General features: G+C 61.7%; 14 protein-coding genes. 8 read left to right on the top strand and 6 right to left on the bottom strand.

The window, feature by feature from the left end; genetic code table 11:
* Nucleotides 1–2 precede the first annotated feature (2 nt).
* From M2400_RS01975 to M2400_RS01965, 3 genes are all read left to right on the top strand, one after another.
* A complete protein-coding gene (locus tag M2400_RS01975) occupies nucleotides 3–1,244 on the top strand; it encodes a heme biosynthesis protein HemY (RefSeq protein ID WP_177043755.1) in 1,242 nt (413 codons plus the stop codon).
* Between the two features lie 237 nt (nucleotides 1,245–1,481).
* Nucleotides 1,482–2,003, top strand: a complete 522-nt coding sequence (locus M2400_RS01970; RefSeq protein ID WP_259195499.1) for a disulfide bond formation protein B — start codon at nucleotides 1,482–1,484, stop codon at nucleotides 2,001–2,003.
* A 206-nt stretch (nucleotides 2,004–2,209) separates the two neighbouring features.
* A complete protein-coding gene (locus tag M2400_RS01965; protein WP_008439329.1) occupies nucleotides 2,210–2,668 on the top strand; it encodes an Rsd/AlgQ family anti-sigma factor in 459 nt (152 codons plus the stop codon).
* A gap of 53 nt (nucleotides 2,669–2,721) precedes the next feature.
* Here M2400_RS01965 and M2400_RS01960 read toward each other — a convergent pair whose 3' ends face one another.
* On the bottom strand, nucleotides 2,722–3,387 hold the full coding sequence (locus M2400_RS01960) for an FKBP-type peptidyl-prolyl cis-trans isomerase (RefSeq protein WP_259195500.1): 666 nt from the start codon (nucleotides 3,385–3,387) through the stop codon (nucleotides 2,722–2,724).
* 192 nt (nucleotides 3,388–3,579) lie between these two features.
* Between M2400_RS01960 and M2400_RS01955 the strand changes: the two genes are divergently transcribed.
* Nucleotides 3,580–4,830 (top strand): AlgP family protein, encoded by a 1,251-nt coding sequence (locus M2400_RS01955; protein WP_259195501.1) that lies wholly within the window; start codon nucleotides 3,580–3,582, stop codon nucleotides 4,828–4,830.
* Here M2400_RS01955 and M2400_RS01950 read toward each other — a convergent pair.
* Nucleotides 4,827–5,288 carry a TIGR02444 family protein gene (locus tag M2400_RS01950; RefSeq protein ID WP_177119993.1) on the bottom strand — a complete coding sequence of 154 codons (462 nt, stop codon included), beginning with the start codon at nucleotides 5,286–5,288 and terminating at the stop codon, nucleotides 4,827–4,829. The two genes, M2400_RS01955 and M2400_RS01950, sit on opposite strands and share 4 nt — an antisense overlap.
* A gap of 50 nt (nucleotides 5,289–5,338) precedes the next feature.
* Between M2400_RS01950 and M2400_RS01945 the strand changes: the two genes are divergently transcribed.
* The 3 genes from M2400_RS01945 to M2400_RS01935 all read left to right on the top strand — a co-directional run bounded on the left by M2400_RS01945 (nucleotide 5,339) and on the right by M2400_RS01935 (nucleotide 8,648).
* The gene (locus tag M2400_RS01945; protein ID WP_177043760.1) at nucleotides 5,339–7,249 is read left to right on the top strand and encodes an ATP-binding cassette domain-containing protein; all 1,911 of its coding nucleotides are present in this window, start codon (nucleotides 5,339–5,341) and stop codon (nucleotides 7,247–7,249) included.
* Complete coding sequence (locus M2400_RS01940) at nucleotides 7,249–7,812, top strand: mechanosensitive ion channel family protein (RefSeq protein ID WP_259195503.1); 564 nt, start codon at nucleotides 7,249–7,251, stop codon at nucleotides 7,810–7,812. The genes M2400_RS01945 and M2400_RS01940 overlap by 1 nt, the downstream gene beginning before the upstream one ends.
* 203 nt (nucleotides 7,813–8,015) lie before the next feature.
* Nucleotides 8,016–8,648, top strand: a complete 633-nt coding sequence (locus M2400_RS01935) for a LysE family transporter (RefSeq protein WP_259195504.1) — start codon at nucleotides 8,016–8,018, stop codon at nucleotides 8,646–8,648.
* Nucleotides 8,649–8,786: 138 nt separating this feature from the next.
* On the opposite strand, the gene M2400_RS01930 is transcribed toward M2400_RS01935, so the two are convergent.
* The 4 genes from M2400_RS01930 to M2400_RS01915 are packed head-to-tail and all read right to left on the bottom strand — an operon-like array spanning nucleotide 8,787 to nucleotide 11,930.
* On the bottom strand, nucleotides 8,787–9,530 hold the full coding sequence (locus M2400_RS01930) for a penicillin-binding protein activator LpoB (RefSeq protein ID WP_259195505.1): 744 nt from the start codon (nucleotides 9,528–9,530) through the stop codon (nucleotides 8,787–8,789).
* A gap of 3 nt (nucleotides 9,531–9,533) precedes the next feature.
* Complete coding sequence (gene lpoB, locus M2400_RS01925; RefSeq protein WP_010167979.1) at nucleotides 9,534–10,121, bottom strand: penicillin-binding protein activator LpoB; 588 nt, start codon at nucleotides 10,119–10,121, stop codon at nucleotides 9,534–9,536.
* Nucleotides 10,122–10,150: 29 nt separating this feature from the next.
* Nucleotides 10,151–10,522 carry a YcfL family protein gene (locus M2400_RS01920; RefSeq protein ID WP_259195506.1) on the bottom strand — a complete coding sequence of 124 codons (372 nt, stop codon included), beginning with the start codon at nucleotides 10,520–10,522 and terminating at the stop codon, nucleotides 10,151–10,153.
* A 10-nt stretch (nucleotides 10,523–10,532) separates the two neighbouring features.
* The gene (locus M2400_RS01915; RefSeq protein ID WP_177128898.1) at nucleotides 10,533–11,930 is read right to left on the bottom strand and encodes a COG3014 family protein; all 1,398 of its coding nucleotides are present in this window, start codon (nucleotides 11,928–11,930) and stop codon (nucleotides 10,533–10,535) included.
* Between the two features lie 296 nt (nucleotides 11,931–12,226).
* Between M2400_RS01915 and M2400_RS01910 the strand changes: the two genes are divergently transcribed.
* Entirely contained in the window at nucleotides 12,227–14,122 is a 1,896-nt protein-coding gene (locus tag M2400_RS01910) for an FTR1 family protein (protein WP_177112403.1), read from the top strand.
* Nucleotides 14,123–14,124 lie beyond the last annotated feature (2 nt).

Here is a 14,124-nt window from a genome sequence, read left to right as displayed (position 1 = left end):
CGATGAAGCGTTTCTATGTGATCCTGGTGCTGGCGATTGCGATCGCCCTGGCACTGGCTGTGGGCATTTCGAAACACACCGGCTACGTGTTGATTACCTATCCCCATGTGCTGCATTACGAGTCCGGGCTGTGGTCGACGCTGGTGGCGCTGTTTGCCATCGGCCTGGTGATCTATTTGGTCCGGGTGCTGCTGGGCCTTGTGCTGACCTCCGGTGGCGTGGTCAATCCGTGGTCGCGACGCAACCGCAGCCGCCGGGTCCAGGTCGCCATTGAGCAGGGCCAGATGGACCTCGCCGAAGGGCGTTGGGCCAGTGCCGAGCGTCACTTGCACCGTGCTGCCGAAGCCGAACGCCAGCCATTGCTGTATTACCTCGGCGCTGCCCGCGCAGCCAACGAGCAAGGGCGTTATGAGGAGGCGGACGGCTTGCTGGAGCGTGCCCTTGAACGACAGCCCCAGGCCGAACTGGCGGTGGCTTTGAGTCATGCGCAGTTGCAGATGGACCGTGGCGACACTGACGGTGCCCTGGTCACCTTGCAGGCCATGCATGAGCGCCACCCCCATAACGTCCAGGTATTGCGTCAGCTGCAGCGCCTGTATCAACAGCGCGGTGATTGGTCTTCGGTAATCCGGCTGTTGCCGGAACTGCGCAAGGACAAGGTGCTGCCACCTGCCGAACTGGCCGACCTCGAGCGTCGCGCCTGGGGCGAGAACCTGACCCTGGCTGCCCAGCGCGAAGAGCTGGGCGAGGCGGGCCAGCAGTCTCTGGAGCGAGCGTGGCAACAACTGACTTCAGCCCAGCGCCAGGAGCCACAACTGGTGCTGGCTTACGCCGAACAACTGCGCCAATTGGGCGCAGACGCCAAGGCCGAAGAAGTGTTGCGCGGTGCGCTCAAGCGCGAATACGACAGCCATCTGATCAGGCTCTACGGTTTGCTGCGTGGCAGCGACTCGGCGAAGCAGTTGAAGTTTGCCGAAGGCTGGCTAAAGGATCATCCAGGCGATGCCAGCCTGTTGCTGACCCTCGGGCGCCTGTGCCTGCAAAACAGCTTGTGGGGCAAGGCGCGGGACTACCTGGAAAGCAGCCTGCAGGTGCAGCGCAACCCTGAAGCCTGCGCCGAACTGGCGCGCCTGTTGGCGCAGTTGGGCGATACCGAGCGCAGCAACCAGTTGTTCCAGGAAGGTCTGGGCTTGCTGGACAAGCGTTTGCTGGCATCACCGCTGCCGGTACCGGCCCGGGTTTGACGTAGGAAACAGCGTTAGGGTTGGCTCAGAAATGTCTGGCGGCCAACCCTTCGATGCCACCCACTAGCTGTAGTCAATACGGCTTGTAGTAAACTCCTACACAGACGCGCGTTTAATCACTCTGCTTTTGGCGGGATATCCCTACGCTCTCGCGGAATCGTCTGCTCTGGCGCGTATTGAAAGGGGTAAGGCCTTTCCTCTACCGTAACTACCTATCTCTTGCGTTGCGGATAAACAATGTCTTTGGCCCCCTCACGCTCCCTCTTCCTCCTGGCTTTTTTGGCTGGTGCGCTGACGCTGGGCGCGTCCTTTTACCTGGAATATGCCGCGCTTTTGCGTCCTTGTTTCCTGTGCCAGGTGCAACGAGTTCTTGTGGCTGCCTTCACGCTGATCAACCTGGTGGCGGCAATTCACGGGCCCAGGCGGTTCGGGATCTACCTGTATTGGCTGGCGAGCATGGGCTGTGCCGTATTGGGCGCCATCACCGCTGTACGCCAGGTGCTGTTGCAAAATACGCCGCCGGAACAGCTACCGACCTGTTGGCCCAGCCTCCAATACATGATCGAAAACCTGTCGCTGCGGGAGGCGTTGGCGCTCGTGTTCAAGGGCACCGTCGACTGTGTGGAAATCAACTGGACGCTGTTCGACTTGAGTATTCCCGAGTGGAGCCTGCTGTTCTTCGTGGCCATGCTGATCCTTGGCGCGACGCAGTTCTCGCGGTTGCTGCTGAGCCAGCGTTTTGGCCTTGCGCGGCACTGACCGGTGCCAGCGGGTTGTAGGAAGGGATTAAACACTTGTATGAACTTTCTCTCCTGCGTACCTTGATGCCATAGTCGTGCGGGCATAATCTGGCCCGCACGCGTTATTGAAACAGACTGTTCGATGCACCTTTGCCCGGTGGCCGCTTTAACCTTGAAGTGTTGCGCGGGCAGCGGGCGGCGCCCCTATAGGGAAGAGAGATCATCATGCTGGAAAGTTGTCAGAATGCTCAGGAACGCTGGGGTGGGGTGCACAAACTGATCGATGGTTGGTTGAAAGCGCGTCACGAACTGGTTCGGGCCTTTGATGCTCTCGGTGCCAAGCCCGAAGCGCTAAGCGAGAACCGCAAGCCATTGCAGGAGTTCTGCGGCGTCTTGGTGGATTACGTCTCGGCGGGGCACTTCGGTGTCTACGAGCAGTTGACCAAAGAGGCCGAGGCCTTCGACGATCAACGTGGCCTGGACTTGGCCGAGACGATTTACCCGCGCATCGACGTCATCACCGAGAAGCTGCTGGCGTTCAACGACCTGTGTGATGCCGGCAAGTGTGTTGCAGAAAAATTCAAAGAGCTGGGCGGTTTGCTTCACGAGCGTTTCGAGCTGGAAGACTGCCTGATCGAAGTGCTGCACAACGCTCACAAGGAAGAGTTGACGGCCAAGGCCTGACTCGTCGCAACACAAAAAAACGGTGCGCATTGCGCACCGTTTTTCGTTTGGGCTCAGGCGCCCGCGGCGAGCAACTCGATCTCGAATACCAGTGGCGTATAAGGCGGGATCAACTCGCCGGCACCATCAGCGCCATAGGCCTGGTTGGATGGAATCACCAGGCGCCATTTCGCGCCCACCGGCATCTGTTGCAACGCACTGCGCCAGCCGCTGATCACACTGTCCAGACGAAACCACTGCGGCTGCGTGCTCTTGTCGAAGACGGTCCCGTCGGGTAATCGCCCCACGTAATTCACTTGCACGCGATCATCGGCCGCCGGTTTTTTTCCGCTGCCGGGGGTCAGTTCGGTCAGCAGGATGCCGTCTGCCAATTCGCGCACACCAGTTTTGGATTTCTCGCTCGCCAAAAATTGTTGCTCTGCCGCGAGTGCCTGTTCACTTTGTGGCGCCCGATTGTCTGGCGCGTTTTGCGCTTCGTGCTGGGCGAGGATCTGTTCGATGCGGGTGTCGTCCAAGGCCAGTGGCTTGCCTTGGTAGGCCTGTTTGAGTCCGTCGATCAGCGCCTCCATCTGCAGGCCCGGCATCTCCTGGCGCAGGCGTTCACCCAGGCTTGCGCCCAGGCTGTAGGCCAGGTCGTGGTCATCTTTGGACGGGGATTTCTCGCTCGCATTGGCCACTGAAAGCGCCAGGCTCAACACTAAAAAAAGGTAACGCGACATGGGCGTTCTCCAGCCGAAAGTGCGATGGATTATGCCAGTGTGAATGCTTAAAAAGTGGCGTGGATTTTCGTTATATCGATAAGAATTTTCGTGCGGTGCAACGCAAGCCATTCGATACTGTCAACATGCCCTAGCGGCGGTAAGAGCAGAGGGCTAGTATGAGCCGCACCCACGTCAGCCAGGAGGTAAACCATGTCGGCCAAACAGAAGCCTGTAAATACCCCGTTGCATTTGCTCCAACAACTTTCGGGCAGCCTGCTCGAGCATTTGGAAAGCGCCTGTTCACAAGCCTTGGCTGATGCTGAGAAGTTGCTCGCCAAGCTTGAAAAACAACGCGGCAAAGCTCAGGAAAAACTGCACAAATCCCGTACCAAACTGCAAGGCGCAGCAACCGCTGGCAAAGCCAAGGCACAAGCCAAAGCCAAGGACGCCGTCAAAGAACTTGAGGACCTGCTCGACGCCCTCAAGGATCGTCAATCCGAAACCCGCACCTACATTTCCCAACTCAAGCGTGATGCTTCCGAGAGCCTGAAACTGGCTCAGGGCATTGGTCGTGTGAAGGAAGCTGTCGGCAAAGTGCTGAGCACCCGTGCTCCGGCCAAAGCCGTTGCAGCCAGCGCGGCGAAAAAGCCTGCCAGCAAAGCAGTCGCCGCCAAGGCACCTGCAAAAGCTGCGACCAAGCCTGCGGTAAAAGCACCGGCTAAACCGGCGGCTAAAACTGCTGCTGCGAAACCAGCTGCCAAGCCAGCCGCTAAAACTGCTGCTGCCAAACCGGCCGCCAAGCCAGCTGCTAAAACTGCTGCTGCGAAACCGGCCGCCAAGCCAGCTGCTAAAACTGCTGCTGCGAAACCGGCCGCCAAGCCAGCTGCTAAAACTGCTGCTGCGAAACCAGCTGCCAAGCCAGCCGCTAAAACCGCTGCTGCCAAACCAGCCGCCAAACCAGCTGCTAAAACTGCTGCTGCCAAACCGGCCGCGAAGCCAGCTGCTAAAACTGCTGCTGCGAAACCAGCTGCCAAGCCGGCTGCTAAAACTGCTGCTGCAAAACCAGCTGCCAAGCCGGCGGCTAAACCTGCTGCTGCAAAACCAGCTGCCAAGCCAGCGGCTAAACCTGCTGCTGCGAAACCAGCCGCGAAGCCAGCTGCTAAAACCGCTGCTGCCAAACCAACTGCTGCCAAGCCGGTCGCTAAGCCGGCTGCCGCTAAACCAGCTGCTGCCAAGCCGGCCGCCAAGCCAGCTGCCGCAAAACCTGCTGCTGCGAAACCAGCCGTCAAGCCAGCCGCAAAACCAGCAGCCGCCAAGCCTGCACCGGCCAAACCAGCAACTCCAGCTGCCAAGCCTGCAACTGCAGCCGCGCCTGCTGCCAGCACTGCAGCACCTGCCGCACCGGCCAGCAGCACGCCTGCACCGGCAGCGCCAAGCGTCACTCCAACCAGCGCTTCCTAAGTGCCGGTAACCGCGGCGCGCAGCTGATGCAGCGCGTCGTGGTCAAGGTTGGCGGCTTCGGCCGCCAGTCCTTCAAGCCATGCTTGATCTTTCACCTCGGCCATCGGCCAATCCTGCGCCACACCTTCCAGTCGCAATAACAGCAAGCGCTCGGCTTCCAGCTCCAGTGCCTTGACCCGCTCCCGTAACGCGCCCAGTTCAGCATCGTGCTGCGCCAGGGGCCGCCATTGCGTGCGTACGTGCCGCAGCGGTTCAACCACCTCGGCCTGCCACGGCCCGGCCATCTGCCGCAATGCCTGCAAACGCGACGGTTGCGCCGCCACACCGCGCTGCTCCAGCCACAACCCGCACAACACCAGGCACACATCAGCCCCTTGCGCCTGCAAGCGCAGGCAAGCGTCCTCGACGCCCGGGCGGGCGTAAGTCGAGAGGGCAAAGCTCCACAGGTCAGCGCACATATTCACACCCAAGCCAGCGGCCAACGAAGCTGGTAGACTCCGCCGCCATTATGATCCGACTTCAAAGCCTAACATTACAGCGTGGCCCGCAACGTCTTCTCGAAGACGCCGAGCTGACCCTGCACGCCGGTCACAAAGCCGGCCTGATCGGTGCCAATGGCGCCGGCAAATCCACGTTGTTCGCCTTGCTGCTGGGTGAGCTGACGCCCGACTCCGGGGATTGTCTGCTCCCGGCCGACTGGCGCATCGCCCATATGCGGCAGGAGATCGACACCCTCGACCGCATTGCGATCGACTACGTGCTCGATGGCGACCTGCGCCTGCGCCAGGTGCAACACGACCTCGCCGAGGCCGAGAAAGCCCAGGACGGCGCCGCACAGGCCCGCCTGCACTCGGAACTGGACAGTGCCGACGGCTACACCGCCGACGCCCGTGCCCGCAAGATGCTTGCCGGCCTGGGCTTTACCAACGAACAGATGGACCGCCCGGTCGCCGACTTCTCCGGTGGCTGGCGCATGCGCCTGAACCTGGCCCAGGCACTGATGTGCCCCTCGGACCTGTTGCTGCTCGATGAACCGACCAACCACCTGGACCTCGATGCGATCCTGTGGCTGGAAGACTTCCTGAAGAGCTACCCGGGCACCTTGCTGCTGATTTCTCACGACCGGGATTTCCTCGACGCCGTGGTGGACAACATTGCCCACGTCGACCAGAAGAAAATCACCCTGTACCGCGGCGGCTACAGCGCCTTCGAACGCGCCCGTGCCGAACGCATGGCCCAGCAACAGCAGGCCTACGAGAAGCAGCAGGCGCAACGTGCGCACATGGAAAGCTACATCGCCCGGTTCAAGGCCCAGGCCACCAAGGCCCGTCAGGCCCAGAGCCGGATCAAGGCCCTGGAGCGCATGGAAGAACTGTCGGCGGCCCACGTCGATTCACCGTTCGACTTTGTGTTCCGCGAGTCGGTGAAAATCTCCAGCCCGCTGCTGGACCTGTCCGACGCCCGCCTGGGTTATGGCGACAAGACCATCCTCGAGAAGGTCAAGTTGCAGCTTACCCCAGGCGCGCGGATCGGCCTGCTTGGGCCCAACGGTGCGGGCAAGTCGACCCTGATCAAAAACCTCTCGGGCGAATTGCAGCCGTTGGCCGGTCGCCTGGTGCGCGGTGAGAACCTGGTGGTGGGCTACTTCGCCCAGCATCAGCTCGACTCCCTCGACGCCAAGGCCAGCCCGCTGCTGCACTTGCAGCGCCTGGCGCCGACCGAACGCGAACAGACCCTGCGGGACTTCCTCGGTGGTTTCGACTTCCGTGGTGCGCGCATCGACGAGCCGGTGCTGAACTTCTCCGGTGGCGAAAAGGCCCGCCTGGCCTTGGCGTTGATCGCCTGGGACCGGCCAAACCTGCTGCTGCTCGATGAACCCACCAACCACCTGGACCTGGAAATGCGCCTGGCGCTGACCATGGCCCTGCAGGAGTTCAGCGGCGCGGTGTTGGTGGTGTCTCACGATCGGCACCTGCTCAAGAGCACCACGGATAACTTCCTGCTGGTGGCTGACGGCAAGGTCGAGGAATTCGACGGCGACCTGGAAGACTACGCCCGTTGGCTCTCGGACTACCGCCTGCGCAACGCGCCGGTCAGCAACACGCCGGTCAACCCGGACAAGACCGACAAGAAGGCCCAGCGCCAGGCCGCCGCTGCCTTGCGGCAGCAGCTTGCACCCCACAAGCGCGAAGCCGACAAACTGGAAGCCGAGCTGGGCAAAATCCACGAGAAGCTGGCGAAGATCGAAACCAGCCTCGGTGACAGCGCCGTGTACGAGCCGGCCCGCAAGGATGAGTTGCGCGACCTGCTGGCCGAACAGGCCAAGCTCAAGGTGCGTGAAGCGCAGTTGGAGGAGACCTGGATGGAAGCCCTCGAACTGCTGGAATCCTTGCAAGCGGAGCTGGAGGCGCTGTCCTGATGGAAGCGCTGCAACTGCCGCTGCCGGCACAATGGGTCGCGCCGATCTGGGTGGCCGTACAAATTCTGCTGATCCTGCTGGCCGGCTACTTCACCCAGCGTTTCGTCGCCAAATGCCTGAACCGCCTGGGGGAGCGTTATCCGTTCCCGCCGCAGTTGCTGATGCCCCTGCGCGGCGGCCTGCGCTGGCTGATCATGGGCAGCGCGCTGATATTCGTGCTGGAGCGCCTGGGCGTGTCCGCCACGGTGCTGTGGACGGCGTTGTCGGGTTTCGTGGCGGTGGCGGCGGTGGCGTTCTTCGCCATGTGGTCGGTGTTGTCCAACCTGCTGTGCGCCATCCTGATTTTCACCGTGGGACCGTTCCGTCTTGGCGACGTGGTCGAGCTGGTGGACACCGTCGACAAGCCTGGCGTCAAAGGTCGGGTGGTGGCAATCAACCTGCTCTACACCACGCTGATCGAAGTGGAAGAGGCCGGGACGGGCAGCGTCATGGTGCAAGTGCCCAACAGCCTGTTCTTCCAGCGCTCGGTGCGCCGCTGGCGCGGCAGTGACACGCTGCCTTAACCTGTGGCGAGGGAGCTTGCTGTGGTGAGGGGGCTGATGTGGTGAGGGGGCTGCTGTGGCGAGGGAGCTCCCTCGCCACAGTAAGCTCTGTGGCCACAGCAAACTCCCTCACCACCCAGGCCCAGACCAAAATTTTTGTAGCCATTTCTCGGGCAGCAGCGTTAGTTTAGAAACATTCAGCAAACTCAGCTCTGAGGTGTGTAATGGCACTCGACACATGGCTGGCCTTTTTCCTGGCCAGTTGGATCATCAGTCTCTCTCCTGGCGCCGGCGCCATTGCGTCGATGTCCAGCGGCCTGCAGTACGGTTTCCTGCGTGGCTACTGGAACGCCCTGGGCCTGCAACTGGGCCTGGCGATGCAGATTGCCGTGGTCGCCGGCGGCCTGGGGGCGATTCTCGCCGCATCCTCTACCGCGTTCTATGCGATCAAATGGTTTGGCGTGGCGTACCTGGTGTACCTCGCCATCAAGCAATGGCGCGCACTGCCCACCGACCTGAGCGATGACGCGGCGATCCGCCCGATCGGCAAGCCGATGGCGATGATGTTCCGCGGGTTCCTGGTCAACGCCAGCAACCCCAAGGCCCTGGTGTTCATGCTGGCGGTGCTGCCGCAGTTCGTGAACCCACAGGCGGCGCTGCTGAATCAATACCTGATCCTGGGCGCGACGATGATCTGCGTGGACATGATCGTGATGGCCGGCTACACCGGGCTGGCCTCGAAAGTGTTGCGGTTGCTGCGCACACCGAAGCAGCAGAAGCGCATGAACCGCACGTTTGCCGGGTTGTTCGTTGGGGCGGCGGGTTTTCTTGCCAGCCTGCATCGCGCAACGGCGTAACTGGCGAAACCGGATCAAAAATGTGGGAGCTGGCTTGCCTGCGATAGCATCACCCTGGTGTAACTGATACACCGAGGCGTCTGCATCGCAGGCAAGCCAGCTCCCACATTGGTTTTGTGTTGCTTGTACTTGCAGTAATCAGCGCAAGATCTTCGGCGCTTCATCCCGTGGCAGGTTATTGCGCAATGCAGGCTGCCCAGGTGCTTCCTGATAACCACCGCCGAGTTGTTCGGCCAACTGCCGCGCCACATCCTCGCCCAACGCCTTCGACACTTCCCGCACCACACGCGGCCGGTTCAGGCTCACGCGCACGTCACGGTTGTTCACCAGCTTGGTGTCCTGGCCTTCGCCCATCGCGGTAAACGCCGAGGTGATTTCAAAGGTGCGGGTGTTGATCAGGCTGAAATCCGCCACCAGCGTCAGGCCCAGCACCGCCGAATAGCTGTTGGTGTGGTCCAGCGCATTTACATCCTGTGTGAAGTCGATGTCCGACAAGGTGCCGAACAGCACGTAGTCCGCGCCCTTGAAGTTGCCGGCCTTGATCCGCTTGATTACGTCGTACACATCGCCCTTGGCGTCTGCGGTGTACGGCGTGCCCTGCACCAGCTGGAACTGCCGCAACTTGAGGATTTCACCCTTGATGTCGCCGCTGAACTTGCGCAGTTCGGTCTGCTCGATGTAGCTGGTACGGCTCTCGTACTCGCTATAGCTCGAACCGCCGCTGGCGTTGTAGGCGCTGGCCTGGAAGTTGTTGCTGGCAGCGACCTGGTGGATGTACTCCTCCACCCGGGCCTCGTAGGCCAGGTCGGTCACCGCGATCTTCGGTGCTGCCGAGGCGCCAAAGGCGCACAGCAGGCCGATCATGCCGATCCATGCACGCATTGCTTAGCGCTCCGTGGTCTTGCGGATTTCTTTTTCGTCCATCCACTCGGCCAGGCCGCTTTCAACATCCACCAGTTGCAGGCTGAACTTGTAGAACACGTCCTTGTAGTCCGAGCTGCGCTTGACGATGGAGCTGATGGAGCCTTCCAGGCGGTACTTGGCGGCGACCATGTTGCCGGTCTTGCTGACGGTGGACTTCTTGTACAGGCCGCTCTGGTTCTGCAACTTCAACTGGTCGACCTGGCTTTGCATGTCGGTGTTGTCGCTGGCGAAGCGGGCGGTGCCGGTCTTCATCAACTGGGTCTTGATCGACGTGGTGATCTCGCGGGTGTCGATGTACTCGCTGGTCTTGTTCTTCACGTCGTACACCTGCACCACCGGGCGGCCTTGCAGGATGCCGGACTGGGCCAGGGAGCGGGTCATGCTTTCGGCGATCATCTGCAGGTCGGTGGAGCCGAACTCGTTGGTCACCAGTTCCACGGCCTTGGTGTCGCCGTAGCTGATGTTTTTACCGCCCAGTACCGGCGATGTGTTGGCGCAGCCACTGGCCAGGACGGCCACCACGGCGAGGAACGAAAAGCGTGCAAACATGGGGAAATCTCTCAAGAAGGGTGGACGGCTCAAGGGGTTTTGACTTCAAGACGGAAGTCCGCCGCCTGGGGCAGGTTGGCGATGGCTGGCAGGAAGGTCGCCTGGTTGGCGTAGAGGTTCAGCACCTTCCAGGCCTCTTCATCGCCCACCGGGAAACCGTCGGCCCCCAACCAGGCGAAGCGGTAATACATCATCTGGTTGCTGCTGGTGATGTTGCTCAACTGCACCTTGGCGGTCAGGAAACCGTTTTCCCGGGCGACGCGGATGGCGCCGACGGCAATGCCCTTGAACTTGCCCATCACCACGATTTTGCTCGCGGCGCTGCCGGGTTCCGGTGGTGGCGGGGTGGCGCAGCCGGCCAGCAGGATCAGCGCCAGGGCGCCGAGGATGAAGTGACGCATAGCGTGCTCCTTAAGGTTGTTTGAGAGTGGCGACGGCTTGCGGCGGGTTGCTCTGCACCACGTGGGCCGCAAGACCGCCGGCGAATACCTGGTTGCCGACCACGCGCAGGGTGATCACCTGATAGCGCTGGTCGGCCTTGACCGTCACCAGCGTGCCGCCCAGGGCGTTGGGCAGGCTGACCTGGTGCTCGCCGTGCTTGAGGCGCAGGCGTGTCACCTGGGTCATGTCCGGCAGGGTGCGCCAGGTGCGGGTGTCGGCGCCTTCGGTGACGGCCGAGGCGATACCGAGTACCAGGCCGGCCATCGGGTTGGTCTTGTTCAGGTTGTTCTGGGTGATACCGCGAGTGACGGCGCGCACGGTAGTGCGCAGGATGATGCCCGGCATGTCATCACGCAGAGCACGACGAGACATGGCGGTGGTGCTGCTGAGGGCAGTGAGGTTCTGCTGCTGGCCGTCGACGCCGATCTGGGCGAAGGTCGCGGTGGAGGTGTCGGGCTTGATCACCGGGAACGACAGCGGGGTGATCACCAGGTGGCCGTCGATGGGGATCGGCAACGGCAGGCGAATCGAGTCGCGGGCCGGGGCCAGGCCGCTCTGCACCACGATCAGCACGTCGGTCTCGTCGGCGCCGACCTTGGATTTGTCGAGGTCGAGCAGGGCCTGTTCCAGCAGCGGTGTATTGGGGCGCAGTTCGGCCGCCTTGCGATAACCCGGCGCGGCCAGGTCTTTTTCCCCCAGGGCTTCGTAGACGAAACCGGCCAGGTAATGGCTGAACGCACTCTGATAGCTGTTCTTCAGGCCCACCACTTCCGGGGCATTGAGGCTTTCCACCGGGTAGCCGCGCAGGTCCTTGAACTGGGTCGCGATGCCCTGGCGCTCGGCTTCGTTTTCGCTCTTGAGGTATTCCTTGTCCCGCAGGTCGGCAATCACCGCTTCGCGTTCATGGGTTTTCTTGATCTCGGTGCGGGCACCGTCGAAGTCATTCAACGCCAGCAGGTTCAGGGCCATCTGGGTGGTGAGCATGACTTTTTCGTAGTCGTAGCCTTCGTAGCGGCGGACCTTGTCATTGACCAGGAAGGCGCCGAACTGCGCGAGGTACTTGTCGGTGTCGAACTTGACCGACTCTTCCCACTTGTAGACTTGCAGGTCGGCACTGCGCCAGGCGACCTGGCTGCCGGTCAGGTCGCCCTTGGCCCGCAGCAACTCACCCTTTTCGAAGTAGTAGAGAAGGTCTTTGTCGTCGCCGGTGTTGTTCTTCTCAAGCAGGGTCAACGCGCCATCGACATTGCCGGTGGCCAACTGCTGGTTGGTGGCTTGCAGCTCGGTGTCGTAGCTGCGAAACATCGAACAACCGGACAACAACGTGACCGCCGCGAGCGCGAGCGAAGTAAAGGCGCGAGATGCCATCGAAGAGCTTCTTCCCTGAACGTAATCGGCCGAATGTGCTGGTCGGGCCGAATCACCAATGGCAGGAAAGCGTCGCGATCCTGTCAATTCCTCATAAAAAGAGGAGCAAAAATGCCATTTCGCAATAACGAAGGCGCGGCATTATAAGCTGCATTACTGGCAAAACAATGGCCTTTTGGATCCATATTTCAGTGAAGATGCCACTACTTGCGCCTACACAAAATCACTAACGCCTTGAGTCAAACGGCTTAAGGTTTGACAATGTGTTACTTCGTATTTCCATTTGAGATTCATTCATGATTGCCCCTTCCCGCTTTCTTGCCTGGCTGGTACTGCCGGCGTTGATGTCGTGCAGCGTCAACCTGCTGGCTGCAACTGCCGAGGGTGCCCCCCAGGCCCTGCATTTACTGGACTACATCGGCGCGGACTACCCGCCGACGGTGGAGGCGGGCAAGGTCATCGATGATTCGGAATACCGCGAACAGGTGGAATTTCTTGGGGTTTTGCAGGGGTTGGTGGCTGAGCTACCGGAAAAAACCGAGCGAGCCGAGCTGATAAAAGGCGTGGATGAATTGCTGGCCGCCGTGACGGCCCATCAGGATGGCGCGGCGGTTGCCCACCAGGCCCGGCAATTGGGCGCCAAGCTGGCGGTGGCATATGAAGTCAGCCAGGCCCCGGCCATTACCCCCGACCCGACCCGTGGCGCGCCGCTGTACGCGCAAAACTGCTCGGTGTGCCACGGCGCCACCGGCGCCGGTGATGGCCCCGCAGGCGTCGGCATGACCCCGCCGCCCGCCAACCTGCGGGACGCTGCACGCCTCGACCGCTTGAGCCTCTACGCGATCTACAACACCCTTGGGCTGGGCGTCGAAGGCACCGACATGCCGTCGTTCGCCGATCAACTGGACGACCGCCAGCGCTGGGACCTGGCCACCTATATCGCAGGTTTCACCGCCGACCCGGCTGCCGCGAAAAGCGAAAAGTCCTTCAACCTCGCCGACCTCGCCCGCCAGACCCCTAACGAAGTGCTGGCCGCCGAAGGTCCGGACGCAGTTGCCACCTTCCGCGCCCAGCGCGCCCAACCGCCACAGGTCAAGCGTGGCCCGGCGCAGTTGCTCGATTACACCGCCGCAACCCTTGATAAAAGCCTCGCCGCATTCCGCAATGGCGAGCATGAGCAGGCCTACGACCTCTCGGTAGCGGCTTACCTGGAAGGTTTCGAGCTGGTTGAAAGCTCCCTCGACAACGTCGACGCCAACGTACGCAAGGACACCGAAAAGGCCCTGATGGCCTACCGACAGTCGTTGCAGGACGGTTTGCCGATCGAACAAGTGCAGCAGCGCCTGGACGTGGCCAAGGGCAAGCTCACCGAATCGGCCGGCTTGCTGGGCAGCGATGGCCTGAGTTGGTCCCTGAGCTACATCTCCGGTTTGCTGATCCTGTTGCGCGAAGGCCTGGAAGCGATCCTGGTGCTGGCGGCGATCCTCGCGTTCCTGCGTAACACCGGCCAGCAATCGGCGGTGCGCAGCGTCAACGTCGGCTGGGGCCTGGCGCTGTTGGCCGGTTTGGCGACGTGGGCGTTGGCGGCGTATGTGATTGACGTCAGCGGCGCCCAGCGTGAGTTGCTGGAAGGCTGCACCGCGCTGTTTGCCAGCGTGATGGTGCTGTGGCTCGGGGTGTGGATGCACGACCGTCGCCACGCGGCGGCCTGGCAGGACTACATCAAGAGCAGCCTGGTGGGCGGTGGCGGGCGTTTCGGCTTTGCCATGCTGGCGTTCTTCTCGGTGTACCGCGAGCTGTTCGAAGTGATCCTGTTCTACGAAACCCTGTGGTTGCAGGCCGGTCCCGCCGGGCACAACGCGGTATTGGCCGGTGGTGCCACGGCGCTGGTGCTGTTGGTGGGCCTGGCGTGGGTGATTCTGCGGGGCTCGGCGAAACTGCCGCTGGCGCTGTTCTTCGGCATCAACGCGGCGTTGCTGTGCGCGCTGTCGGTGGTGTTCGCCGGGCATGGCGTCAAGGCGTTGCAGGAAGCCGGGATCTTCGGTACCCGGCCGGTGGCGTTCTTTGACTTCGACTGGTTGGGCATTCACGCCGATGCGTATTCGTTGAGTGCCCAAGCGGTGGCGATCCTGGCGATTGTGGTGCTGTACGGCCGCAGCCGGCTGGCTGAAAAACGCCGCGTTGTGGCCTAGCC

This window comes from Pseudomonas sp. BIGb0558, from assembly GCF_024807515.1.
Taxonomy (GTDB): domain Bacteria; phylum Pseudomonadota; class Gammaproteobacteria; order Pseudomonadales; family Pseudomonadaceae; genus Aquipseudomonas; species Aquipseudomonas yamanorum_A.
The sequence above is the reverse complement of the archived record's forward strand: the minus strand, read 5'-3'. Positions and strand labels throughout refer to the sequence as shown.